Source organism: Shinella sp. GW821-FHT11G07 (genome assembly GCF_058808115.1).
The window spans coordinates 81,297-105,579 of the sequence record NZ_JBXARJ010000015.1; the positions used below are offsets into that span (position 1 = coordinate 81,297).

Annotated in this window: 22 protein-coding genes and 2 pseudogenes; 8 read left to right on the plus strand and 16 right to left on the minus strand. The window is 61.6% G+C overall.

All coding sequences use genetic code 11. The features are described 5' to 3' along the window. Positions 1 to 84 precede the first annotated feature (84 nt). Complete coding sequence (betI, locus tag AC1RT2_RS25165) at positions 85 to 711, minus strand: transcriptional regulator BetI (RefSeq protein WP_493106341.1); 627 nt, start codon at positions 709 to 711, stop codon at positions 85 to 87. 102 nt (positions 712 to 813) lie between these two features. Between betI and choX the strand changes: the two genes are divergently transcribed. From choX to AC1RT2_RS25185, 4 genes are all read left to right on the plus strand, one after another. After that, positions 814 to 1,764: a choline ABC transporter substrate-binding protein gene (gene choX, locus AC1RT2_RS25170; protein WP_493106343.1), complete on the plus strand. Its 951-nt coding sequence runs from the start codon at positions 814 to 816 to the stop codon at positions 1,762 to 1,764. Between the two features lie 20 nt (positions 1,765 to 1,784). Continuing rightward, the gene (locus AC1RT2_RS25175) at positions 1,785 to 2,792 is read left to right on the plus strand and encodes an alcohol dehydrogenase catalytic domain-containing protein (RefSeq protein ID WP_493106345.1); all 1,008 of its coding nucleotides are present in this window, start codon (positions 1,785 to 1,787) and stop codon (positions 2,790 to 2,792) included. A 468-nt stretch (positions 2,793 to 3,260) separates the two neighbouring features. Then, positions 3,261 to 4,316, plus strand: a complete 1,056-nt coding sequence (locus AC1RT2_RS25180) for a methylated-DNA--[protein]-cysteine S-methyltransferase (RefSeq protein ID WP_493106347.1) — start codon at positions 3,261 to 3,263, stop codon at positions 4,314 to 4,316. Between the two features lies 1 nt (position 4,317). After that, entirely contained in the window at positions 4,318 to 4,869 is a 552-nt protein-coding gene (locus AC1RT2_RS25185; RefSeq protein ID WP_493106349.1) for a hypothetical protein, read from the plus strand. Between the two features lie 89 nt (positions 4,870 to 4,958). Here AC1RT2_RS25185 and AC1RT2_RS25190 read toward each other — a convergent pair whose 3' ends face one another. From AC1RT2_RS25190 to AC1RT2_RS25220, 7 genes and pseudogenes are all read right to left on the minus strand, one after another. Beyond that, the gene (locus AC1RT2_RS25190; RefSeq protein WP_493106351.1) at positions 4,959 to 5,696 is read right to left on the minus strand and encodes a 2OG-Fe(II) oxygenase; all 738 of its coding nucleotides are present in this window, start codon (positions 5,694 to 5,696) and stop codon (positions 4,959 to 4,961) included. Then, positions 5,693 to 6,259 carry a methylated-DNA--[protein]-cysteine S-methyltransferase gene (locus AC1RT2_RS25195; RefSeq protein ID WP_493106353.1) on the minus strand — a complete coding sequence of 189 codons (567 nt, stop codon included), beginning with the start codon at positions 6,257 to 6,259 and terminating at the stop codon, positions 5,693 to 5,695. Before AC1RT2_RS25195 ends, AC1RT2_RS25190 begins: the two co-directional genes overlap by 4 nt. A gap of 200 nt (positions 6,260 to 6,459) precedes the next feature. Then, positions 6,460 to 6,708 carry a hypothetical protein gene (locus tag AC1RT2_RS25200; RefSeq protein ID WP_493106355.1) on the minus strand — a complete coding sequence of 83 codons (249 nt, stop codon included), beginning with the start codon at positions 6,706 to 6,708 and terminating at the stop codon, positions 6,460 to 6,462. Positions 6,709 to 6,804: 96 nt separating this feature from the next. Then, positions 6,805 to 7,422, minus strand: a pseudogene (alkB, locus tag AC1RT2_RS25205) (DNA oxidative demethylase AlkB). 473 nt (positions 7,423 to 7,895) lie between these two features. Next, entirely contained in the window at positions 7,896 to 8,537 is a 642-nt protein-coding gene (locus AC1RT2_RS25210) for a DNA-3-methyladenine glycosylase family protein (protein WP_493106357.1), read from the minus strand. A 21-nt stretch (positions 8,538 to 8,558) separates the two neighbouring features. Further along, entirely contained in the window at positions 8,559 to 9,650 is a 1,092-nt protein-coding gene (ada, locus tag AC1RT2_RS25215) for a bifunctional DNA-binding transcriptional regulator/O6-methylguanine-DNA methyltransferase Ada (RefSeq protein ID WP_493106359.1), read from the minus strand. 227 nt (positions 9,651 to 9,877) lie between these two features. Beyond that, on the minus strand, positions 9,878 to 10,333 hold the full coding sequence (locus AC1RT2_RS25220) for an ester cyclase (RefSeq protein ID WP_493106361.1): 456 nt from the start codon (positions 10,331 to 10,333) through the stop codon (positions 9,878 to 9,880). 203 nt (positions 10,334 to 10,536) lie between these two features. Between AC1RT2_RS25220 and AC1RT2_RS25225 the strand changes: the two genes are divergently transcribed. Next, positions 10,537 to 10,773 carry a hypothetical protein gene (locus tag AC1RT2_RS25225; RefSeq protein WP_493106363.1) on the plus strand — a complete coding sequence of 79 codons (237 nt, stop codon included), beginning with the start codon at positions 10,537 to 10,539 and terminating at the stop codon, positions 10,771 to 10,773. Positions 10,774 to 10,923: 150 nt separating this feature from the next. On the opposite strand, the gene AC1RT2_RS25230 is transcribed toward AC1RT2_RS25225, so the two are convergent. Further along, a complete protein-coding gene (locus AC1RT2_RS25230; protein ID WP_493106365.1) occupies positions 10,924 to 12,078 on the minus strand; it encodes an MFS transporter in 1,155 nt (384 codons plus the stop codon). Between the two features lie 91 nt (positions 12,079 to 12,169). On the opposite strand from AC1RT2_RS25230, the gene AC1RT2_RS25235 reads away from it, so the two are divergent. After that, complete coding sequence (locus tag AC1RT2_RS25235) at positions 12,170 to 12,964, plus strand: AraC family transcriptional regulator (RefSeq protein ID WP_493106367.1); 795 nt, start codon at positions 12,170 to 12,172, stop codon at positions 12,962 to 12,964. Positions 12,965 to 13,063: 99 nt separating this feature from the next. Further along, the gene (locus AC1RT2_RS25240) at positions 13,064 to 13,474 is read left to right on the plus strand and encodes a type 2 periplasmic-binding domain-containing protein (protein ID WP_493106369.1); all 411 of its coding nucleotides are present in this window, start codon (positions 13,064 to 13,066) and stop codon (positions 13,472 to 13,474) included. A gap of 54 nt (positions 13,475 to 13,528) precedes the next feature. On the opposite strand, the gene AC1RT2_RS25245 is transcribed toward AC1RT2_RS25240, so the two are convergent. From AC1RT2_RS25245 to AC1RT2_RS25270, 6 genes and pseudogenes are all read right to left on the minus strand, one after another. Beyond that, positions 13,529 to 14,632, minus strand: coding sequence for a hypothetical protein (locus AC1RT2_RS25245; protein ID WP_493106371.1), 1,104 nt, complete (start codon positions 14,630 to 14,632; stop codon positions 13,529 to 13,531). A 550-nt stretch (positions 14,633 to 15,182) separates the two neighbouring features. After that, positions 15,183 to 17,246 carry an ABC transporter ATP-binding protein gene (locus AC1RT2_RS25250; protein WP_493106373.1) on the minus strand — a complete coding sequence of 688 codons (2,064 nt, stop codon included), beginning with the start codon at positions 17,244 to 17,246 and terminating at the stop codon, positions 15,183 to 15,185. Between the two features lie 2 nt (positions 17,247 to 17,248). Continuing rightward, the gene (locus tag AC1RT2_RS25255; RefSeq protein ID WP_493106375.1) at positions 17,249 to 18,136 is read right to left on the minus strand and encodes an ABC transporter permease; all 888 of its coding nucleotides are present in this window, start codon (positions 18,134 to 18,136) and stop codon (positions 17,249 to 17,251) included. Then, a complete protein-coding gene (locus tag AC1RT2_RS25260; protein WP_493106377.1) occupies positions 18,133 to 19,086 on the minus strand; it encodes an ABC transporter permease in 954 nt (317 codons plus the stop codon). Before AC1RT2_RS25260 ends, AC1RT2_RS25255 begins: the two co-directional genes overlap by 4 nt. Continuing rightward, positions 19,083 to 19,748, minus strand: coding sequence for a dimethylsulfonioproprionate lyase family protein (locus tag AC1RT2_RS25265; RefSeq protein ID WP_493106379.1), 666 nt, complete (start codon positions 19,746 to 19,748; stop codon positions 19,083 to 19,085). The genes AC1RT2_RS25260 and AC1RT2_RS25265 overlap by 4 nt, the downstream gene beginning before the upstream one ends. A gap of 379 nt (positions 19,749 to 20,127) precedes the next feature. Continuing rightward, positions 20,128 to 21,357 (minus strand): annotated as a pseudogene (locus tag AC1RT2_RS25270) (ABC transporter substrate-binding protein); the annotation flags it as partial. Between the two features lie 108 nt (positions 21,358 to 21,465). Here AC1RT2_RS25270 and AC1RT2_RS25275 point away from each other — a divergent pair. Then, the gene (locus AC1RT2_RS25275) at positions 21,466 to 22,344 is read left to right on the plus strand and encodes a LysR substrate-binding domain-containing protein (RefSeq protein WP_493106381.1); all 879 of its coding nucleotides are present in this window, start codon (positions 21,466 to 21,468) and stop codon (positions 22,342 to 22,344) included. 71 nt (positions 22,345 to 22,415) lie between these two features. Here AC1RT2_RS25275 and AC1RT2_RS25280 read toward each other — a convergent pair whose 3' ends face one another. Further along, positions 22,416 to 24,056 (minus strand): HAL/PAL/TAL family ammonia-lyase, encoded by a 1,641-nt coding sequence (locus AC1RT2_RS25280; protein WP_493106383.1) that lies wholly within the window; start codon positions 24,054 to 24,056, stop codon positions 22,416 to 22,418. Positions 24,057 to 24,283 lie beyond the last annotated feature (227 nt).

A 24,283-nucleotide genomic window follows, 5' to 3' on the forward strand; every position in this document is an offset into this window, starting at 1 on the left:
GAACAGTGGCCGCAGCGGCATAACTGTGGGCGTGGCGCGTTGCCACTGTCACTTTCTTCTCGCGTCCGTGCGCTTGTGCACGTCTCAGTTGGGCTCGGCCAGCGGTCGCATGACGTCCGGCCCGAGCGCCTTTTCGACATATTCGACGAGGATCGTCTTAGCTTCGGCCAGAGACAGGTCGATATCCGCATGCCCCCGGCGCAGCCACAAGCCATCGATCATCGCCGCGAACCCGAGGACGAAATGATCGATCTCGCTCCGATCGAGATAAGGCTTCAGGATGCTGGATACGTTGGATCTGAGGCGGCGATAGTAGGGACGCAGCAGGCGTGCGTAACGTTCATTGTGCGAGGCCTCGGCGTAAAGGGATATCCAGGCGCTCGCCGCCTGCTTGTCGAAACGCTGTGCCGGGAAATTCCCGTCGATGAGCGCGATAAGTCGCTCCCAGCCCGAGCGGGCGCGGCGCAGGTTGCCGACGATCTCGTTGGCCAGGATACGGTTGTTCATCCGCACCATTTCGAAGAGAACCTCTTCCTTGTCCTTGAAGTAGTAGGTGAGGATGCCCTGGGAAAGACCAGCCTCGGCGCAGATCCTCGTGCTCGTCAAGCCTCGCAGCCCCTCCTTCAGGAAGATGCGGTGGGCCGCGTCGATCAACTCGACGCGCCTGATATCCTCGATACGGGTTCGTGGTTTCTTCGGCTTCTGCTGCATGATTTTTTGTAGCAGATCAATTTTTTGTACGCTTTAACAAAATTTTGCTTGCCATAAAAATTCCTGCTCCTATCCTCTTGAAAAACCAAAAGGGGAACGCTTATGAACAGGACAGTTTTTGCGATGATCGTCGCTGCCGGCTCGGTATGTCTCATGCCCGCCCATGCCGCTTTTGCTGCCGATGCCGAAGCGTGCAAGGCGGTGCGTCTTTCCGATCTCGGCTGGACGGATATCGCCCTGACCAACACCACGGCCGAGCTCATTCTGGGTGCGCTGGGTTACGAGCCGAGCCAGACGCTGCTCGCGCTTAACATCACGTTCGATTCTCTCCGGAATGGAGATATCGATGTCTTCCTCGGAAACTGGCGTCCGGTGCAGGATCTCGACTACAAGGCCTATTTCGGCGACGGCTCCGTCATCCCCGTCGCGACCAACCTGACGGGCGCCAAATATACGTTGGCGGTTCCCCGCTATGTCTTTGATGCGGGGCTGACATCGTTCGATGACTTGCAGCGGTTCGCGGATAAGCTCGATCACAAGATCTACGGCATCGAGCCCGGAACCAACAAGCCGCTGCTCGATATGGTTGAGAAGAAGGCCCACGGATTGGACGGCGATTGGGAGGTCGTGGAATCCAGCGAAGCCGCGATGCTGACCCAGGTTCAGCGTGCTGCCGAAACCAAGGAGTGGATCGCCTTCCTCGGCTGGCAGCCGCATCCGATGAACGTGAACATGGATATGGCCTATCTAGCGGGTGGCGACGCAGAATTCGGGCCGGATTTCGGCGGCGCGACGGTCCGCACCATCGTCCGCAAGGGGTATCCCGAACAGTGCCCGAACGTGACGCAGTTCTTCAGCAACCTCGTCTTCGACATCGACTACGAGAACACCGGCATGAACATGATCATGACTGATGGACTGGAGGCGCGCGTCGCTGCCATAAAAATGCTGAAAGCACACCCGGAAAAGCTTGATGCCTGGCTGAAGGATGTTCAGACCTTCGATGGCAAGCCGGGGTTTGCGGCCGTCAAGGCGGAGCTCGGCATCCAGTGATATCGATTGCGACACCTTCGATGCGAGCCGCCATTCTGGCGGGATATGGAGAGCCGCTGCAGGTCAAGGACGTGCCCAGGCCTATCGCCGGGCGCGGCCAGCTGCTCGTCCGGCTGCAGGCATGCGGCATCTGCCATTCGGATGTCCATATCTGGAAAGGTGACGTGCGCCCCCCACACGTGCCGGAGCCTTTTATCCTCGGCCACGAGGGCGTGGGTGTCGTCGAGGCGGTCGGCGAAGGTGTGCCGGGCTGGGCAATTGGCGAAACGGTCGGTGTGCCCTGGCTGCACGATACCTGCCTGCGATGCGACGAATGCACAGACGGCCACGAGGCCTTCTGCCAGCATCAGCGGGCGCATGGATTGAACGTGCCCGGGGGGTTCGCCGAATATGTCGCTGTTGATGCGGCATTCGCCGTGCGGCTGCCGGTTGACGTGGACCCACTGACGACGGCGCCGGTCATGTGCGCGGGTGTTACCGCCTACGGCGCCATCCGCAGGGCGGCTGTGACGGTCGGCGAGCGGCTGGCGGTATTCGGTTGCGGCGGCCTCGGCCTCTATGCGGTTCAGATCGCCGCCCGCATGGGCGTCCACGTTCTGGCCGTGGACCGCGACCCGGCAAAACTCGATCATGCCAGACGCTATGGCGCCGCAGAGGTCGCGACCGCAGGCGAGGGACTTGAGCAAAGCCTGTCGGCCAGCCCCGGCTACCATGCGGCGATCAATTTTGCGCCGACACCCGCCACCTGGTCTGGGATCCTCGCGGCGATCCGACCGCGCGGACGCATCGTCGCCGCGGCGCTGGTCTCTGATCCTGTGCCACTGGTTCAGGAATGGCTGACGGCGACCGGTGTCACCATCACCGGCACCAGCGTCGGCACCCGCCAAGAAATGCGGGAAGTCGTGGCGCTTCACGCGCGGCAGCCGCTCCTCAATCCGATCGAGGAAATAGACCTCGCGCGAGCGACTGAAGCCCTTCAAACGCTTGAAAGCGGAAAAGCACGTGGGCGTTTCGTCATACGTTTTTGAAACGAAATAATGAGGGCGACGGTTCGTATCCGCCTGAGACCAAACCTATGTGAATCATCTGAGCGAGACAGTGCTGCAGCGGGGCGTTGTTCCGTTGGACTCGCTGCAGGGCTTCCGTGCGTAGCATGATCCCAATTGCGTAACTCTCAGTAAAGGCCACCCATTGTCGAGTAGGTGTCAGCGTTCTTGTGTTCGAAGCGGAACGATCGCTGCTGTGGGTGGCGTGCACTGCTTATCCCATTGGATGTCGCCCTGCGCAGGCGTAGCACGCATGTTCTCCTTGACGTTCGCCCAGATAGGCGACGGTGTAGCTATTTGCTCCGAGCGCAAGCCATCACCGCGCTGAGCGGCGATGGCTTGCAAACCATGTAACAATGTCATCACGACATGTGGCTCCCTTCCGATTTGACGGTTGTCTTTTCAAACCGCATTGATGTGCCTCTGCGCCATGGAGCGGCTCCAGATACGATGACGTGGGACCTTGCCCTTCCGATCATCGAGTGGGTCGGCGACCGGGAAGAGGTCCCACGCCTGCAATGTCTCGGAGATCTGTTTCGCATCGAGGACGCGTTCGAGGTCATCGAGCTGAGTGATTGCCCATTCGACCATCCGCCTCAAGTCGGGATGCGAATTATCGCCCGCTGGACGGGTATAGGCGTTGATCCAGCGCTCCAACTCGTCCGCGCGCCGTTGTGCGTCAATGAGTTGCGCAAGCAGTGTCAGGCGCGCGCGCTCGCGCTAGCGGCGTGCAACCGCCATCTGCTGCCGGCGAGCAAGCTCCTGCGGATCGTAGATATCAGGGATGTCCATTTGCACTCCGTCGGGCCTTTGCCACCGACGATACGGCCGCTGCTCGGGCGCATGCGCTCCGAATACTGCTTTCAAATCGAAAACAGGTGTTTGCACCGAAAGAGACGCCGAGGATCAGTATTCGATTTGGAAGCAAGGACCGGAGGGCCGCGCAGCGCATCAGCTTCTAAGCTCGCATTACAACGAACGAGGAAGGTCAGGACGATGTGTGAAACTATTCGATTTGCGTGGGGCAACAGCTTTCTTGGCGACTTCATCGTTGCCGTGTCGGCCAAGGGGGTCGTGGCGCTCGAGTTCAGCGCGATGCATATCGCGATGGAAGACGCGCTGCGCACTCGTTTTTCTGAAGCCGCATTCGAGCCCGACCATGAGGAACTTGCCAGAGTGATCGACGTCGTGGTGGGCGCGCTTGAGGATCCCGTGAAGGTTTGCGATCTGCCGCTCGATCTGCGTGGGACGCCGTACGAGGTTCAGGTCTGGCACATGTTGCGCGAAATTCCCGCCGGCCTGACCACGAACTACGGGGCGCTTACGGCTAAGCTCGGCTCGCGCGATCCGCGGGACGTGACGGCTGCGATCGCCAACAATCCAATCGCCGTAATCGTGCCGTGCCATCGCGTCATCAAGAAGGATGGCTCGATTTCCCGCTATCGATGGGGCGTTCGCCGCAAGCGGGTGGTTCTGGCGCGCGAACAGCGCGCCAAGGAGAGATGAGATGCCGGATGTTCCCATGGCTGAGCCGCTTCAGGCCATCAGGCTGTCGATCGATTCCGTGGATGCGGCCAGCGATCAATTCCCAAACTATAGGTTGATGTGGTTGGTCGAGGCGCGGCTTGAGCTGGATGAGGACGATATCGGCTGGCTTTCGGACATGCTGGGGGTTGATCTTCTGCGGTCAGGTCAGGGCACATCGCGGTTCGACCGCCATTTGCGCCATGTGGTCGACCTTTATGACGTGGGGGCTTTGCTCTGCGATGATGGGCATGCGCCCTATCATCATGCGATCCGGCCTACGGGCTACGACTATCATCGGGATGCGGTGGACCCGTCCGGTATGGAGCGATGGCGGGCCGACTATCGCGCGATGTCTGATGTCAGGCAGATAATGGCAGCTTCCATCGTTTGGCTCTATCGGGCAGGGAAAGACAATGTCTGGCTGCGGCGCGTGCCTTGCACCTGGCACGCCGCCGACGCGATTGATTGCATGCGCGATGACGGCGCGTTCGAGGATTGGGCCTGGCTCTACGCACTCTATCCCGGCTGGTAGTTGCGACGGCCCTCGAAATCGTGGATCGCAGCAGTTGGCGGAATTCTGGTGTTCGGCGCCACATTGATCTTGGCGCCGGCAGTGCATGGTCACCGCGCGTCGTGGAAAATGATTCCGACGGTATGGCGGAGGCCGGAGCGGACACGGCTGACGCCGTGGCGCAGGTTCACACGGTAATTCCCCTTCGTTCCCTGAACGGGGCGGTTATGGACGGCGAAGGCGACGGCGTCGCCCTGGCGAAGCGGCACGACCTCGACGCGGCTTTGCATACGCGGGCGCTGTTCGGTCAGCGCGAATTCGCCGCCGGTGAAATCCCGATCCGGTTCGGACAGCAGGATCGCCACCTGGATCGGGAATGCTAGGTCACCGTAGAGATCCTGGTGAAGACAGTTGAAGTCGCCGGGGACGTATTGCAGCAGGAGTGGCGTAGGCCGGGTCTGGCCGGCGGCATGGCATTGCTGCAGGAAGAGGGCGTGCTCGCCGGGGAACCGTTGCTCCAGCCCCATGCGCTCGCTCCAGACATTGGCAACACTGGCAAGACGCGGATAGAGCGCCGTACGAATGCCGGCGATGAGATCGGGCAGCAGATATCTGAAGTAGCGATATTCGCCCTTCCCGAACCCGTGCCGTGCCATGATGATATGGCTGCGGAAATGGCTTTGGTCGGGGTAGAGCGACGCGATGTTGCTGCATTCCTCGGGTGTGAGAAGGCCGGGAAGGACGGCGCAGCCGAAGCCGTCGAGTTCGCCAGCTAGTGCCTTCCAGTCATAGGCGGCAATCCGGGCCTCCGCGGAGGTCGGGGCCATGCTGATCGCCGTCTTGTTCATGCCGTGGCTTCCTTCTCGATGAGGGCGCGCTTGCGCTGGAGGCCCCAACGATAGCCGACCAGGTCGCCGTTGCTGCGCACGACACGGTGGCACGGAATGGCCAGGGCGATTGGATTGGCGGCGCAGGCGGTGGCAACGGGGCGCGGGTGAGAAAGCGGGCTCACCCAGTGGGCGAGTTCCGTATAGGTCGCCGTGCGGCCGGCAGCGATGGCCCTCAGCTTCTCCCAGACACGGCGCTGGAACGGTGTACCGCGCATGTCGAGTGTCAGTTGGAGGCCGCCGGAGGGCTTCGCGATATAGCGCAGGACCATTGCGACATCGCCCTTCACCATGGCTTCGCTTGGAACGAGCATTGACTGCGGGAAGCGGCCGGCAAGGTCCGCCGCCAGCGCCTTGGCATCGTCACCGAGCAGGATCGAGCAGACACCCTTTGCGCTGCGCGCAACTAGCACCTTGCCGAGTTCGCAGTCGGCGATCGCGTAGGAAAGAACATCGGCAGTTGTCGGCGTGACGTTTGCCAGCGAATTCGGCTGCAGCATACCGGTTTTGATCATGCGGTTCATCGTCGTATCTCCTTGTTCCATCTTCATGATCGACCCTATGTCCTTCGCCGTGCCGCCGAACTCCGATCCTTGTTTTCAAATTGAAGTTTGTTCTCGGAGCCGATGGGAAATGCGGAGAGCCGGGCGTTTGTGCGTCCGGCTCTCTGGCGAAAATCTCCAATGTGGATCGAGTAGACGCGGTACTTCCACCGACCGGCGGATCAGGCGAGCCTGAGGATGTTGGTTTCCGCGAGAAGATAAATCTCGCCTGAGATGAAGCGGACTTCGACCTCTCCATTGCCGCGCATGACGAGTTCGGTATAGCCGGCGGTTACAAGTTGACCGATATGCGTCATCACGAGCGCCTTTCCGGAATTGCCGTCGGCGCGGCCTACAAGCATGTCGATGGCTGCGCGCCCGCGCCGTTTGCGCCGGAGCGTCTTGGCATCGTATCCGCCCCGCGAAAACATGAGTGTGGGTTTCCTTTCCGATGGGCAATACTTGGCCACAAGGCGGTTCGAGCGGCACTCCGATTGTTGTCATCAAACTGAAAGGAGATCGGGGCGCTATAGAGCGCCCCGGAAGGTGAGATTGATCCGCATTCGTCCGGCGGTGTCATGGAGGCCGTCCTTCAATTCCGGCACCCATGATAGAAAAGCCGCGATAGGCCGCCCCAGACTGCCACGTCCCCATGCCGCAACGCATGTTTCTTCACGGGATCGTTCCGCTTCAGGCCGTCGAACTGGAAGGTCGCCGGCAGGCCGAGCGAGACGGAGACGATTGGATTGGCGAAGTCACGTGCCGGGTTAGTAGCGGTTGATCAGACAGGAGTCGGGACGGAAATCCGGATAGCCTGTTCGCGTCGCCGCCTCAACCGCCAGCTTTAGGAAGCATTCCGGCATTGCTGGCCAGGGACAGCCTGTCTCCGGATCGTTGCGATCGTAGCGATAGCCGCTGCGATCCGTGACCCAGCCGGCGGCACCGCAATTCGTCATCGCCACTGACATGGTGAACCCGCTAGGCGTCACCATATGCCGGAAAGGGGATTGCGCGGTGATGTCGCCGAGCGCTACGAGCAGGTCCGTTTCATAGGACAGTGCCGCGCCGCGCAGCAGCATCGCGCCGTCTGCCATGATTTCGGTTGCCGGTTCGACCGGCCCGAGTGCGTCAAACAGATCGGGCATCATTTCGCCTATCGATTGTCGTGTTGATCGAAGGGTGGAGCACAGGCCGGTAGCCCGCAATGAGCGCCACAACCGTCAGCGCCAATCCGCGTCATGGAGAATTTCGGGCCTCGCATAGCCCTCCGTGGTCCAGCGATGTGCGAGATCGCCACTCAAGGTGTAAGGCCCGCCACAGGCGCGACGACCGCACCCTCCGGCAGGACCTCAAGGAGGAGAGCGAGGGGATGCAGATGCTTGGGACCGTGATTGAGGCGCTCGGCGTGGAGCACGCGGTCCATATGTGCGGCGGAGGGGAGCGCCTTTTCTTGCGCGACGGCCCCACCATCAGTTGTCGCCGCCGCCCCTTGTGTGGCAGACGAGCCAAGTCCGCGTCGCCCAGCGCCTGCCCAACAATGCCTTCGTTGCAGGATCGTGGATGATCGCCATGATTTCGCCGATGGCGTGACGCAGTTTTGAAGCAACATGTCGCCGTCCTACTTCAACACGTTTCCGCGCTCGCGGGGAACGCGCCACAAGTACCAGGCCGCCACTGTGCGATGGGGTGACCAGACCTTTGAGATCTCGCGCAATTGCCTTGGCTTCGGCTGCTCGGGTAGCGATTTCAATACGCGATAGCCTTCGCGAACGCCGAAATCGTCGACGGGCAGGATGTCCATCCGCTCCAGCGAGTACATCAGCAGCATCTCGACGGTCCAACGGCCAATGCCCTTGATGGTGACCATGCGCTCGATCAGCGCTTCGTCGTCCATGGTGGCCGCGATGTCGCGGGTGGGGATCAGGCCAGCCAACGTCCCGCTTGCAATCGCCTTGATGGTGGCGATCTTGCTTGCCGAGAAGCCGCAGGTCCGCAGCGGGTCGAAATCGGCCGCGACGAGATCCTCCGGTGTAGGGAAATCGCGCCCCTCGAACAGCCCCTTGAGGCGACCGGTGATGGCGTCGCCAGCCTTGGCTGTCAGTTGCTGATAGGCGATCGCTCGAACGAGCGCCTCGTAGGGTTCGCGTGCTGCCTTGGGATCGTGCCGGCAAGGGCCGACCGTTTCGATCAATCTCGCCCAGTCGTCGTCATGGCCAGAGAGGAAGGCAACGGGCTCGTCATAGCGTGTAAAGGGATCCATATTTTCTTTCAGGCGACGGCTTCATGCGCTCTGGAGCGCTTCGCGGTCGAGGAGCGCGCGCTTGCGGTCGACGCCCCAGGCGTAACCGGAAAGTACCCCATCGTTGCGCACCACACGATGGCAAGGGATAGCAACCGCGATATTGTTTGCGGCGCATGCACCAGCGACGGCCCGCGTAGCGCTCGGCGCTCCGATGCGGTGGGCGATTTCTGAATAGGATACACGCCCTCCGGGGGGAATTTCCTGCAGGGCCTGCCACACGCGGCGCTGGAACGCCGTGCCGCGCACGTCGAGCGGCAGATCGAGGCCGACGCCGGGATTTTCGACGAAACCGCAGACCCGAGCGATCAGCGCCTCGTAATCGCGATCCATGCCGATCAGGCGCGCCTTCGGAAAATGATCCTGGAGGTCACGAACCAGCGCATCCGGATCGTCGCCGAGAAGGATCGAGGCGACGCCCCTCGTGCTGGATGCCACGAGGATCGCACCGAGATTGGACTGGCCGACCGCGAACTTGATGTCCTCATTGGCGCCGCCCTCACGATATTGCGTCGGCGTCATGCCGAGCATGCCATTTGATTTCTCATAGAAGCGGCCACTTGAATTGAAGCCGGCGTCGTACATCGCTTCGGTGATGCTCGTGCCGGTTTCGAGGCCCTCGCGCACCTTTTTCGCGCGGTGACCGGCGGCATAGGCCTTCGGAGTGAGCCCCGTCGACGCTTTGAACATGCGATGGAAATAGCTCGTGCTACGATCGACGGTCGCCGCCAAATCTTCCAGCGACGGTTCCTCCTCACTCTCCTCGATGTAGCGGCAAGCCTTGGCGACCAGCGCGGCATTCTCGCATTCGAGCGACGGACCGTCGGGGTTGCAACGCCGGCAGGGGCGGAAGCCGGTTGCCCGTGCGCTTTCAATCGTGTCGTGCAAGGCGACGTTCTTCGGGTTCGCCGTGCGTGACGGGCACGAGGGCCGGCAATAGACGCCGGTCGTCGAGACAGAATACCAAAGCCGACCGTCCGCAGACTTGTCGCGGGTGACGATGCGCCCCCAACGGGGGTCGTCCGTCACGGGAGGGAGCGCGGCACGTCGCATTGATGCAAGCTGGATGTTCATTGCCATTGTCTTTCACTCGAATGTGTTCTGGCGCGATCGTGCTTCCGGTCTCTTTTGGCCACACTCCGATCCTTGCTCTCCAATCAAACAAAAACCACCCGGTTCTTGCGCAAGCTGCAAAAGGGCCCGCTTCGGTTTGAGGCAAAGATAGATGAGGCTCGCACGGAACTGTGCGAGCCTCGCACCTCCTGGTAGAGAGAGGTGCCAAGTCAGGCGAGCCCACGGGATCAGGTCCTCTGGATTAGCCCAAGCTGCATCATCGCCGTCAGGCCGTCGTCGAGGCCATGTTCCTCGACGATCATGCCGTCGAACACCTTCAGCACCGTCTTGCCGGTGAAGTGCATCTTGCGTCCGGTCGCGGCGGGAAGGGCTTTGTAGCCGGGCAGGAGATCGTTCCAGCCCGTGCCAGTATGGGTGCCGCCGCCTTCCCACTGACCGACGACATAGTCGCCCTCGGCGATCAGGTCAGCGGTGACCCAGAAGTTGAGGTCGGGGAACGCGGCGCGGAAATCGGACATGAAGGCCTTGATGTCCTCGCGGCCACGGCGCGGTTCGTGCAGGGAGTACTGCAGGAGCATGTCGGGCGCTGCGATCTCATCCACAACGGCAAGATTGACATCCTTGCCCCAGAATTCGGTGAACCAGCGAACGACGACGGCCTTGTTGTCTTCTTCTTTGCTCATGGAAAAGTCCTCTCTTCTCAAAATCGAGCGACCACCGAAACCGTTCGATGACCTGGAGGGAGAGGTATTCGAGCGCTCAGGGCGCCAAACTCCGGTTCTTATCTTTAAATTGGAAACGGCATGCCGACTGTCATTTGCGGTTCTTTCGGATTCGAAGGCATGAAACGGAGCGATTGCGGCCGGCCGGACCGCAACGTGCGAACATGCTTTCCAAAACCCCACACGGCTACAAGATAGTGTTTCATATCAACAACGACATCGGCACGATGATGGAGATGATCCCCGAGGGTGAAACTCTCGAGGACTGGACCGAAATGCTGACGGTCCATGTCATGCGCAACATCCACCGGTACACGCTCGACAGCTTTTATTCGGGGATGAAGGAGGGGTGGGCGGAGATGTGCCGTGCGGCTCGACGAAGACATGGAGCGCCTCTGTGATCTTGTCGGCGACAAAGTCGCAAGAATCTCGACAAAACGGTTGTTCGCAGGTTTCGATCCCAGATCCCCAAGCAGCCATTGGCTGCAATGGCACCGAAGACTGGGGGAACAGCTTTTTGCGATGAAAGCGCACACGACAAGTTCATGCGCTTACGGTCGCCTGAGAACGACAATCCCCGCGAAGATCAGAAGGAATAGGCCAACACTTACAGGCACCGCAGCGGGCGATATGACGTCCATGGCAATGCCAGTAGCCGTAGAGCCCATAAAGCTCCCTGCGGAGTAAGCGAGGGAAAAGCTTGCAGTACCGGCAACCAGCATGCCGCCCTCGAAACGCTCGCCCAGGATTGTCAGGGCGCAGGTGCTTAAGGCGAAAGTCGCGACGCCGATCATCGCGAATGTGATCAGTATGGCAACTTCGGAATGCAGGAATGGAATCGACAAGAACGCGGCCGCACCCATAAGGCCACAGCCGACGACGACCCCTGTGCGTGAGGTTTTATCGAGCAGCCACCCGACCAACGGTTGCGCTAGAGCCGTTGGCAACGACAAGACGATGATCGCGTAGGCGGCAAACGCTTCAGAATGGCCGACCCTGACAAAGTAGACGGTCATGCCTGAGATCGCGGCAATGTCGGCAAAGCCGAAGGCAAATTCCATTAAAACCAGCACTGGTGCCGCCCGTACGAAGCAGACCAATGCGCCCGAGGGTGCGCTTTGCGGCAGTGTGCGCGTTCTGTCGCTGACGGCCATGCTGGCGACGCCGATCAGCGCGACATAAAGGGCGACGAGGGCAAAAGCGAAGCCGTTCTCGGTGCCCAGAAATGGAATAGCCAGCGGTCCCGCTGCGAAGCCCGCGCACATTCCCGCTCCGTAAAACCCGGAGATGCGCCCACGGATGCGGTCAGGGCTTGCTGTGTTGAGCCATGCGCCAGTCAGAATGGAGATCAGGCTGGCACAGAACCCGATCACGAAGCGCGCGATGAACCAGACAGGGAGATAATTGGTCAGGACAAACGCCGCCAAGGATAGAGAACAGCCAAACAGGGCTGCGATAATCACGTGATCACCGCGAAAGCGGGCGGTAAGCTTGTCGATCATCAGCACGGCTGTTGCGGCACCCACGGCGTAACCCGCCGCATTGAGACCGATCAGGCTTCCGGTGGCGCCCCTGTTTTGCAGCATGAGCGAGATAAGCGGGAAGGTGAGACCCTGGGCTATCGCAAAGGCGGTTACGCTGAGAATAACAATGACGATGGCGGCCCAATCTGGAGCTTCGGCCTCTGGCGTTCTCGCGATCATCATGACGTTGCCTGGCTATTTGTGTTGTCTGTCCGGGTTTCTTGAATCCTCTAGTGGATGTCGCTATGTCTGTCTGTCGATGGTTGGATAAGTTATGTCGAGAATTCGTCAATCCATGATCAGGACAGAGCGCGCCGCGCCAGAGGTGCGAGCGACGACGCGGCCCCGGTATCTCGGGGAGAGGATTGCTCAGCTAGCCAGCGAGAATAATGGCTGGCATACCCACGAATTCGGGCAACTCATCTCGGCGTCTTATGGTTCTATGTATGTTGGCACACCGAACCGCGTCCTTTTGTTGAGCCCGGCGATGGCGGTCTGGATTCCACCGGATTCGGACCATTGGCTTCGCTATGCATCGAGCAACGAGATGCTCTACGTCGATGTGAATCGCGAAGAGGCAGGCTATCTGGGAATGAGTCCCCGCATAATGCGTATGGCGCCACTTCTGAACACCCTGATGTCGGCGACCTTGCCCGAAACCTCATCCAGCCGAACGAAGCGCCACACGGATGCTCTTCACGATCTTCTTCGTCATGAGATTGGTGCCGCCAGAGACGTGCCGCTTTCAATCGCACTACCGCAAGACAAGCGAATTCACGGTTTCGCTGAGGCAGCCTTGGCAAATCCAGGATCAATAACGTCGGTCGGTGCGTGGCTTGCGGATGCCGCTGCCAGCCGGAAGACGCTTGAGCGACTGTTCGTCACCGAAACTGGAATGACCCCTTCTCGGTGGTTACGACATGCTCGTATCCTTCATGCTGTTTCACGATTGGCCGCAGGTGAGAAGGTCACGTCAGTAGCGTTCGACATGGGATACGAGTCCTCAAGCGCGTTTAGTTACATGTTTCGACATACTATCGGGGTCAGCCCGCGAGAGTTCTGCGCATGAACCTCCACGGTTTGTGCCGGTGAGATCGATGTGACCTAAATCCGTCGCGAAGGCTGCACGTCAATCGAGAGCGCCTCCGTCTCGTGGGTAGGGACGATCTTGTTGCCCCGGCACTCGATCACGCCCGAAGACTGCGCGGCCGGCCTGAGCACCCGGGACCTGCTGTCGCTTGCCTGCATCCGAACCCGCTATGCTGGCCGGTTCATCGCGCCCTGGAAATTTGAACGCGATGGCGAGGTGTTGCGGGCCAAACCTCCGGGCTCGTTCGTCGTGCATGCCGGCGGCGGCTCGAACCTCAGCGTCCTTGCCGCCATCGACAGAGCCGGCATCGTGTCGCTCTTCGAGGGCTGGCTGAACCCTATTTCCGGAGCGGCGCGCTGGTTCCCGTGCTGTGGACCTTGTTGGCGACGCTTCTCCGGTCCATTCCTCTATTGTTCCAGATGCCGGCTGGTGCGTGCGCCGCTTCGCACTGTCATCGATTTCATGAAGGCGATGCCTGCCGAGGATTGAGCCAGCTTGGAGCGAGCGCCATTGACCACAAGGCCGGTCCGGTCAGCTATCGCTTCATTCTTTCCAGCTGCGATAATCAGCGGCCGTGCATCCAAAGGGTGCCGGGCCATCGGCGAAGCGCTTTTGCAGTTGACCGCAGCCCCATCGGTTGAGCGCCTCGGGCAGCATGTTGTTGATGTCCATTCCCGGTGAATTGAACTGGGAAGACGCGCTGGTCACGTACCAGAGCCAATAGCCGAAAATGCCCCCGACGATGAGCAGCACGACAACGAGGAACAGGCTCAGCCGTCGGACCAATGACAGCCCCTTCTTCGCCGGGGCACGGGATGGCGCCGCCTGTCCACCGGCCGGCGTGCTCGCTGCATAAAGCGGCGCGAGTGCGTCCGCACGCTCCTGCTCGGACATCTCGATCCGCTCCAGCCGGTCATCGAGTAGGACGGGCAGGGCGGTGTTGCCGTGCCAGACGGCCAACGCGACTGCGTTGCTTCCGGCGTCCCCGATGATGATCGGCTCCTCTCCAGCCGCAAAACGGGTGAAGGCGAGCCGTTTTGTCTTCCGCTCGCTTAGCCTGTCGGCATAGGTAACGGCCAGACGATTGCGCTTCCTGTCGCTTCCGGTGATCTCGACCGGAATGACGGTGAGGGGCGCGGGATGCCGCAATTGGCTGCGTACGCGCAGGATGCGCAAAGCCAGGAACATCATGGCCAAGGCCCCGCCGCCAAGCAGAAGGGCAAATGCGGCCAGCGTGATGATCCTGTTCCACAGCATATCGAGCCCGAGCGTGATCGTCGCGAGATCCGGCCGGTCCGTCGAAATCACAAGGCCGGTCTCGTAGTCTCCGGTGTGAAAGTCGACGAACATGACCTCGACGTTCTTATCATACCGCTGGCCGCCATGCTCGTAGGAGAGATCGACCTCGCAAGTGGTGAAGATGGCTTTCCGCGTCGTGCAATTGCCGTTGATGGTGCCGTTTTCGATGACGAGTGGATTTTGATTGATGGTGTAGTCGCGCAGAATGCCCGGACCCTCCGTTACCACCATGAAGACGGCAATCACCAACAGGATCGGCGTGGAGAAGTAGTAGGCTAGCGGCGTCGAGATAACCCCGCGCTTCAAGGAAAGGGGGCGGGCGGGAAGCTTGATCGTGGGAAATTTCATGGTCTGCCTGAAATGATTTCGCTTAAGGATGCCGACGGATGGGGGACGGCGGACGATGCCGATAAATTCGAAAAATCCGTAAACTGCATTATCAGAGGGCGTCCGCACGGTGTCTTCAAGGGTGATCGAGAGACACTCGAAGCTTGCGATGCCGATGTCGCGGGTTTGGGCCGTCTGGTCGAACGCGAAGCGGACGCCGAGTTCTGAAAGGCTTGCGTGCCAACAATCGTTCCACCGAGCCGGAAAACATCCGCCGACGCCAAGGCACTCAGGTGGTTACCGATGGCTGCGCCAATCCCCAGAAAGCCCTCGGCTGGCAGGACGCGGATCAGGCGTCAGGCGCGATAGGTGTCGTAGCAGTCGTCGCGGCCGTTGCGATCAATCCTGGTCTGCGTGCCGCGATCTCCCCTACGGCTTCGTTGCGCAGGGATCCAAGCAGGTCATGATGCAGAATGCGCCGTGGCGGAGTGATGTGTGATCATGCTGGGCATCAGCCGATGCCGACGCGCTGACACCGATCGATCCCGGCTTTGATTGATAACGGCGACCTTCAATTTTGCACCGCTCGTGTTTCAGCCCCGGATTGATTGCATTTGTGCGGAATGCTCACTGTCGCTTCGGGCAGGCGGACGGCGGTTGCCAGCCCTTCGGCAGGTACGTGGCAGCGGATGAACCCGTTGCTCGTCATCTGAACCGGTGGCCGCATCTCCGCGCAGAGACTGCCGACCTGGCGAGGACAGCGGCCGGCGAGTGGGCAACCAATACCTGGCACCGCTGTCGAACCCGGCATAGCCGGCGCGCGTGAAACATAGTGGTCTTTGCTGAGACCGGGTGCGGCTTCCAGCAGCATTTCGGTATAGGGATGGAGAGGGGTGATCAGCAGCGTGTCGGTCTCTGCGAGTTGCATCAATTCCCCGCGGTAGAGCACCGCCACCCGGTCGGCGAGCTGTTGTACGACGGCGAGGTCGTGCGAGATGAACAGCATGGCGACGGCGTGTTTTTCCTTCAGGGAGCGTAGCAGTTCGACGATCCTTGCCTGCACCGAGACGTCGAGCGCCGACAGGATTTCATCGCAGATCAAGAGCTTGGGATTGACCAGCAAGGCGCGGGCGATGGCAATGCGCTGGCGCTCGCCGCCGGAAAGCTGTTCCGGGAACCGGTCGAGATAACCTGCGTGGAGGCCGACTTTCTCAAGCACGCTTTCGAGGGCCTTTTCGTCCGTTTCGATTTCGAAATGGTCGAGCGGGCGTTCAAGAATTGTCCGGATGCGGCGGCGAGGGTTCAGCGAGGCGTCCGGATTCTGGAAGATGTACTGGATCTGCCGCAACTGCTCGACCGAGCGGCTTTTCAGCGTCGGGGCGAGCACGCCACCCGCAAGGCTGATCAGACCGCTGCGGGGCGGCAAACGGCCGCTGATCGCCCGGGCGATCGTCGACTTGCCGCTGCCGGACTCGCCGACGAGCGCAACCACCTCGCCAGAACGAAGCTCAAGTTCGATGTCGCGCACGACGGAGGGGCTCGTTTTGCCAAGAAGTTTGTCGAAAAGACCCGGCTTTCGATAGGAGAGGTCGAGGTCGACAATCGAAAGCAGGCGTTCCGGTTTAACCTGGGCCTTGGCCTGGCATGCTGGCGCGCCGGTTGGCGTTTGCGGTACATTTGTCTCCCGCCATTTCATGCAGGCGACGAAGCGCGTGCCGGCGATCGGTTCGAGCACTTGCGGCGTGGTGCGGCAGGCGGTCGTCGCGAAGTCACAGCGTGGCTCGAACTTGCAGCCTGATGACATCTGGTCGCGGCGCAGCACGCCGCGCAGGCCGCGGGCCTGGCTGTTCATCCCATCCACGGTGGGGATCGAAGCGATGAGCCCGCGCGAATAGGGATGGGCAGGGCTTTTCAGCAATTGATCGCAGGGCGCGACCTCGACGAGCTGGCCGGCATACATGACGCCCACCCGGTCGGCGATCTGGGCGAGCAATGCGAGATCATGCGTGACATAAAGCATCGCCATGCCGATGCGGGTGCGAAGATCGCCGAGAAGCTGGATGATCTGGCGTTGCGTCGTGACGTCGAGGCCGGTCGTCGGTTCGTCCAGCACGAGCAGGTCGGGATTGCAGGCAACCGCCATGGCGATCGCCACACGCTGTTGTTGGCCGCCGGACAGTTCGTGTGGGTAACGGTGGCCGACATCCGGCAGGCCGACCAGCGCGAACAACTCGATGATGCGGCTTTGCATGCTCATGCCCTGTGGCAACGCCTTGTGCGTCGCGATCATCTCGCGGATCTGCGATCCGACGCGCATGCCGGGGCTGAGCGATGTCGTCGGATTCTGCGGCACGAGGGCGATTCGGCTGCCGCGCAGCTTCGTGAGCGAGCTGGCGTCGAGTTTCAGCAAATCGGTGCCGTCGAACAGCACCTCGCCGGTTTGGACGAGGCTGTTGATCGTGCCGTAGCCGAGCAGGCGGTAGGCGACGGTGGATTTGCCGCAGCCCGATTCCCCGACCAGCCCGAAGGCCTCGCCCCTGGCGATGTCGAAGGAAACGTCCTGGACGACGTTGGTCCAGTTGGATTTTCCGCCATAGGCGATGTTGAGATTGCGTACTTCGATAAGGTTTTTCATTTTCACGCTCCCGCGACAGGCCGCTGGCCGAGCATGCGCGACAGGCCGTCGGTGAACAGGTTGAAGCCGATGACGAGGGAGGCGAGGCCGAGGCCGGGACCGAACACCGTCACCGGCGAGGCGATCAGCAGGTTGCGGTTCTCGCTGATCATCAGGCCCCATTCCGGCGTCGGCGGGCGAATGCCGAAGCCAAGGAAGCCGAGTGCACCGATGAGGATCGGCGCATAGCTGAGACGCAGCGAGAACTCGACGAGCAACACGTTGGCGGCATTGGGAAGGATCTCGCGGAAGACGATGGACCAGGTGCCTTCGCCGCGCAGTTCCGCCACGGCAACATATTCGCGTGTGGCGATCTCCATGGCTGCGGCGCGTGCGATGCGGGCGATGCGTGGCGCATAGACGAGACCGACGACGAAGACGATGAGCACGGGTTCGCCGGCGAGCGCCGGGCCTGCCGCGATGATCATCACCAGGGCAAGCGCCAGGAAGGGAATGCTGATCATCGCTTCGACGATGCGCTGGGTAACCTCATCGAACCAGCCGCCGATATAGCCTGACAGCAGGCCGATCGTGGTGCCGGCGACCATGCCCAGCACCGTGCCGGCAAAGGCGAGCAGGAGCACGATGTGCGCACCGTGCATGAAGCGGCTGAAGACGTCGCGGCCGATCTGGTCGAGGCCCATCGGATGTTGCCACGAAGCCCCGGACAGCGGCAGGCCGGCACCCATTTCGGCAAAGCCATAGGGCGTCCAGAAAGTGCCGATGAGGGCGAAAAGCGCATGGACGACGAGGATGATGGCGCCGGCCTTGAAAGGACCGGGCGTGGCGCGCCAGTACACGGCATTGAACCGGGGCAAGCGCCGGGAAGGAGTGGACGTGATCATGGTCATCGGCTTGTCCTCAGGCGTGGTTGGAGCAGGACGGCAAGAACGTCGGCCACGAGGTTGGCGGCGACATAGACCGCGGCGCTGATCATCACGGTTGCCTTGATCAGCGGGATATCGCGCAGCTGCAGCGCATCGATTAGCAATGTGCCGAAGCCCGGATAGGAGAACACCCGCTCGACGATGACGACGCCGCCGATCAGGAAGCCGAGATTGAGCGCCGTCACGTTGAGCGCAGGCACGATGGCGTTCGGCAGGGCATGGCGAAACAGCACGGCGCGCGGGCGCAGGCCCTTGAGTTCGGCAAGGCGCACATAGTCCGAGCGCAGCACCTCGATCAGGCTGTCGCGCAACACGCGGATGGCATAGACGGCCATCATGATGGCGAGCGTCACGGCTGGCAGAACCATGGCGCGCAGCGTCTCCTGCCAGGTGCTGGTCTCCGAGATCGTTGCCAGCGCCGGAAGGATCGGCACGGCGACGGCAAACAGGAAGAGCAGCATCGTCGCGAGCAGGAAGTCCGGCAGTGAAAGCAGGACCAGGGTGATGACGGAGATGACGTTGTCGATGGTCTTGCCACGGTTCGTGGCCTGGATGATCGCCGGAACGAGCGCCAGCACGAGATAGATCGCGAAGGCGAAGAGCGACAGGAGCAGCGTATTGACGATGCGGGGGCCAAGAACGTCGGCGATCGGCCGGCCGGTGGCGATCGACACGCCGAGATCACCGCGCAGGAAGTCGCCGAGCCACTGGAAATAGCGCACGAGGGCGGGCTGATCGAGATGAAGCTGGCTGCGCAGTATCTCCAGCGCCTTGGCGGTGGCATCGCGGCCGAGAATGCGGGTGGCGACGTCGCCCGGAAGCGCCTCGAGGATCAGGAAGATCAGGATCGAGACGAGAAGCAGCGTCAGCGCTGAAAACAGGATCCGGCTGGCAAGCAGACGAAAAACGCTCATGTCACATCCAATCCTACGGAAACGAGGGCGGCATCCGCCGTCACTGTATCGGGAATGAAGGCGGCATCGGTTTCAAGGTCGCCCTCCCAGATGTAGAGAAGCACCAGCGGCCGCTCCGCCGAAAGCGTCGCATGGGGCAGCCACGGTGGGTGATGGATGATTTCATCGATGCCGCGCCGGGTCCAGTCCGCTTCTCCGGCGCGCCAAAAGGACGGGCCAGTGACGGTGTAGTAGAGCTCGTCAGCCGGGTGGTGATGCAGCGGATAGTGGGTCTTCGGCCCCAGGAACATCAGGCCGAAAGCAATGTCGGTGTCGCGTATCAGCGTCGGCGGTCCGCCATCCGGGCCGCAGATGACGCCATAGCCGTAATTCTCGCCGAAATCGCTGCTCGGTGGCTTGGCAAGGTAGCTCTTGCTGCGGGTGACGTGGATTGCCGGAAGGAGAGCCGCGAGCGCCTGGGCGAGCGGCGACTGCGCTGCCGCAAGCTCCGCCTCGCAGGCGGCCTGGATCGGCACGCGGCCCGGCACTGCGTCCTTGACGGGCGGCAGGCGTTCCGCAAGGCGGCGAAGGTGCGCGGCATGCGTGCGCGATACGGATCGCGTGTCACGCTCCAGCGCATCGGCGAAGCAGGTGAGGAATGTCGTCAGGGTGGAGGAGGTCATGCAGCTATCCTCTTCCACGGGGCGGAGGCCCCGTGGATGCGGTTGTCTTGGGTCGGGTTTTTTGGGCGTAAGGAGAGGGCGTTTACTCGCCGCAGCTCAGGTTCGCGTAGTCGATGCGGTTGACGTCGACATTCGGCTGGTAGCCGATGCAGCCCTTGCGCAGGCCGGCGACGACGGAGGTGAACACCGGCAGGATCATGCCGCCCTCGTCGGCAACCATGCGCTGGGCATCACGGTAGAGATCGTTGCGCTGCTTTTCATCCGCCGTCTGCCCGGCCTTGACGACCAGCGCGTCGAAATCGTCGCGTTTCCAGTGCGTTTCATTCCACTCGGACTTGCTGTTGAGCGACAGCGTCAGGGCCTCAGCCGGTGGGCGGGCGCTGGTGTAGGAGATCACGGCCGGTTTCTTCAGCCAGATCGTGTCCCAGTAGCCTTCTGCTGGCGAGGTGATGACGTTGACACGGATGCCGGCGGGCGCGGCCATCTGGGCATAGACCTGGGCGAGCAGCATCATGCCGGGGTAGGAATCCGAGGTATAGAGATCGAAATCGATGCCATCCGTATGGCCGGCTTCGGCCAGCAGGGTTTTGGCCTTCTCGGTATCCGCCGTCTTTGCCGGCGTGCCGAGGCCGAGCGGCGAGGACAGCGGGATTGGCGTATCCCCTCCCACTTCGCCATAGCCGAGCAGCACGGTATCGACGATCTTCTGGCGGTCCATCACCAGCTTCATCGCCTCGCGGACCTTGACGTTGTCGAAGGGCGGCGTGTCCGTCCAGACCGCGAGGTAGAGCGACGTCGCGCCGGGCGTCGCGGCCAGTTCGACGGCGGGATTGTCTTTCAGCGTAATGAGGCTCGCCGGATCGACCGTCAGCGACAAGTCGACCGTGCCCGACAGCAGCGCGGAAAGGCGGGATGTCGGCTCCAGGCTGGTGGTGATCTCAAGGCATTCCGCCTTGGGCAGGCCGGTGCGCCAATAGGTCGGATTGCGCCGCATCACACGCACGGCACCGTTGATGGTGAAGGTTTCCTGCAGGAACGGTCCGGTGCCGTTGCCCTTGATGCGGAGATCCTCCGCCTTGGCGCCATCCGGAACCATCAGCGCGTATTTCGTGGCGATCAGCATCGGCAGTTCGACGACGGGCTGCTTCACCTGGAAGCGCACCGTATGGTCGTCGACGGCGGTGATGCCGTCTGCATCAAGGAAGGCGAGGGTGGAGAAACCGCCCGGCGAGACCGCCGGATCCAGCAGGCGGCGATAGGAATAGACGACATCCTTGGCGCCGAAATCCGAGCCGTCGTGGAATTTCACGCCCTTGCGGAGGTGAAACGTCCATTCCGTCGCATCGGCATTGGCTTCCCAGGATTCGGCAAGCGCCGGCACCGGCTGCATGGTGTTGCTGCGGTCGACGAGCGGCTCGTAGACCGCGCGGATGTGGTAGACGCTGTCCGTGCCGATGAGCGCTGCCGGGTCCATGGTCTGCTTTTCACCGTCGGACTCGTAGCCAAGCACGCGCACGCAAGCCTGCTGCGCAAAGGCGGCGGTTGCGGAAAGTGAACAGCCGGCCAGGGCCACGGCAAGCGCCGTGGTCTTCAGAAGATCTCGTTTCATGTCAGTTCCCCATTTTGGATTATGTCCGGAGTATGAAAACGGGACCGGCGCCTTGCAAACGATTAGAAATCACGTCTACATGAGTAAAATTCATGTGGGTTCATAAGCATGGTCCGCCGCACTTTGCCTCCCCTGACGACGTTGCGGGCCTTCGAGGCGGCGGCGCGGCTCTTGAGCTTCAAGGCGGCGGCCGAAGAGCTTCGCGTCACGCAATCCGCCATCAGCCATCAGGTCGCCTCGTTGGAACGCAATCTCGGCACGCCGCTGTTCCTGCGGCTGCCTGGGCGGGTGGAGTTGAGCGAGGAGGGGGCGGTGTACTTTCCAGTCGTGCAGGACGCGCTCGACCGCATAGCGCTGACCACGGATCTCATCCGCCAGACGAACACGCCAGCCTCGCTGACGGTGCAGGTCTATGTCACGGTCGCCGTGCGCTGGCTGATACCAAGGCTCCAGACCTTCAAGGAGGCGTTTCCCGAGGTCGCTGTGAACCTCGATGCGAGCCTTCTCGACTGGGAATTCAACCCGGATCGCGCCGATATTGGCTTCATCTACACGCGGACGCCAAACCGGCCCAACCTGACCTATACGCTGCTGCGCCGGGAGCGGCTCGTCGGCGTTTGTTCGCCAGCGATCGCCCGGGCCATCAAGGGGCCGGACGATCTGCAGCATTTCTCTTTCCTGGCCGTCAGCGGCACCACCGAGGACGCTACGACATGGGCGGCCAGCGTCGGCGCCACCGGTGTTTCGCAGAAATCCGCGCCGCTCTTCGACAGCAACCTGCTCGCCATCGAGGCGGCGATCAGCGGACAGGGGATGGTGGTCGTTCCGCAGTTTCTGGTCGAGGCCGATCTCGCCGCCGGCACGCTCGTGGCACCGCTTGGCTCAGATGTCATGCAGCCCGGCGGATGGTATCTCGTCCACCAGGAGCGGCGCGGCAACGAAAAGGCGATGCGCAAATTCCTGCAATGGATCCAGGGCCAGGCCTGATCGCCGCGAAACAGAAACGGCCCGCAACGGTCAGGTTGCGAGCCGTGGGCGCAGGGATCTGTCGGAGGACCTCAGTTCGCCAGCGTATATTCCTTCAGGAAAGCCGATCCTGCGGCGATGTCTGGCGTCATCGACCGGTCGAGATCCAGGAATGGTACCTTCTGACGGAAGGCATCGTGAAAGGCTTTGGTTGCCGTCGCCAGCTTCCGCTCCGGATGTTCCTTCAGGCGCAGGTCCGCCGCTTGCGCAGCATGTAACAGCTCCATGGAAAGGATGGTGAAGCTGTTGTCGATCTGAGCCCGTACACGCTCCATGACGAAGGGCGCATTCGTCCCGACATCCTCGACGCCGCCGGCAATGGGGCGGGAGTCAAACGAGGTCGGCTGCGCCAGCGCCCGGTTCTCCGTCGCCAGAGCCATTAGGGGCGCTTCGACCACAAGAAACGCATGATGCGTGTTTTCCGTGCCGAGATAACGCGGCAGTTTCGTATGGGTCGGATTGTTAAGCTTCAGGACGCGTTCGGACGACGCCGTCGTGTGATGCGCCAGCACGATGCCGAGTTCTTCGAAGGTGATGACCCAGGGCAGCGGCTCGAAATTCGCCGTTGGCAGCACCGCGCCGCCTTCCACATAGCCGCTCCGTGCCTGCGGAAGGTCCGATTTCGGCTCGGCCCCGACCGCGATGCCCGGATTGTCGTCGGAAGAGTTGATCTGGATTTCCACGAGCGCCTTGGTGCGCGACAGGCTGTCGGCGAAGCTACCGAGCAGATAGGGCGCTGTACGGAAGCTCAGGGGATCCTGGAGGATACGTTTGTCGTCCGCCTGCCAGAGGTAGCTGCCGTCGAGCATGGTGCGCAACTCGGCGGTCGAACTCAGATGGCTGGGGAAGGGCCGGAGCTTGGCGACATCTTCAAGAAGGGGAGAGACATTGCCGTTCAGCCCTTCGAGGCTGAGGGCATAGACGAGGCGGGATGCCGAGAGCAGCTGTTCGGCGTCGTGAATGGCAATGGCAGCGAGGCCAGCGGCATAGGCGTTCGAGCTGAGGATGGCGAGGCCATCCTTGCCGAATGGCTTCAGCGGTTCGATACCGGCCGCCTTCAGGCCATCGGCGGCCGGCATGCGACGACCCTGGTAGTCGACGTCGCCCTCGCCAAGCATGGCGAGACCGATATGACTGAGCAGCGTCATGTCGGCCTGGCCGACCGAGCCACGCGACGGCATGATCGGCGTGATGCGCTTGTTCAGGAAGGCGATCAGCATTTCGGCGACGTGGGGTTGAACGCCGGGGCCGCCCGTCAGGATATTGTTGAGGCGTACGGCCATGGCGGCGCGCACGACGGGCAGCGCCGTATCGGGACCGACGCCAACGGAGTGGGCGCGCAGCAGACCCTCATTGAATTCGCGCGAGGCCTCCATAAGCTCCGGCGTGAGCTCACCCGTGGCATCGACCATCTTGCGGTCCTTGTTCCAGCCGACGCCGACGGTCAGGCCGTAGATCTCCTGTCCTTCCTTTGCGCCTTGCAGAAGCACGGCATAGGCGCGGGCTACCCTGTCGAGGCTGTCATTGTCGACCGTGACCGTTTCGCCATTGGCCACGCGTACAATCAATTCGGGCGTGGCGTCCCGGCCGTTCAAAGCGACATCGGCCATGGCTGTACTGGATAAGAGCAGGCAAGCGCCCACGACGCTGTAGAAAAGTCTGTCAATTCGCATCTGATTTCCCCTGGTGTTTGAGTGCCGGGGGACTATCGAAGCAATGAAAGTTGACCGCAAATGATGAGATTTAACCTCCGCTTGAATGAAATTCATGTGGACGGTAGGGACGGTGATCAGGGGCCAAATCCAGGCGGACCCGGGAGCAGAGGGCACCTTCCCATCCTCTCGCCACTCACTACAGACATCATGGGGCCGGAATGGCGACCCTATGGACAGGGCGGCAT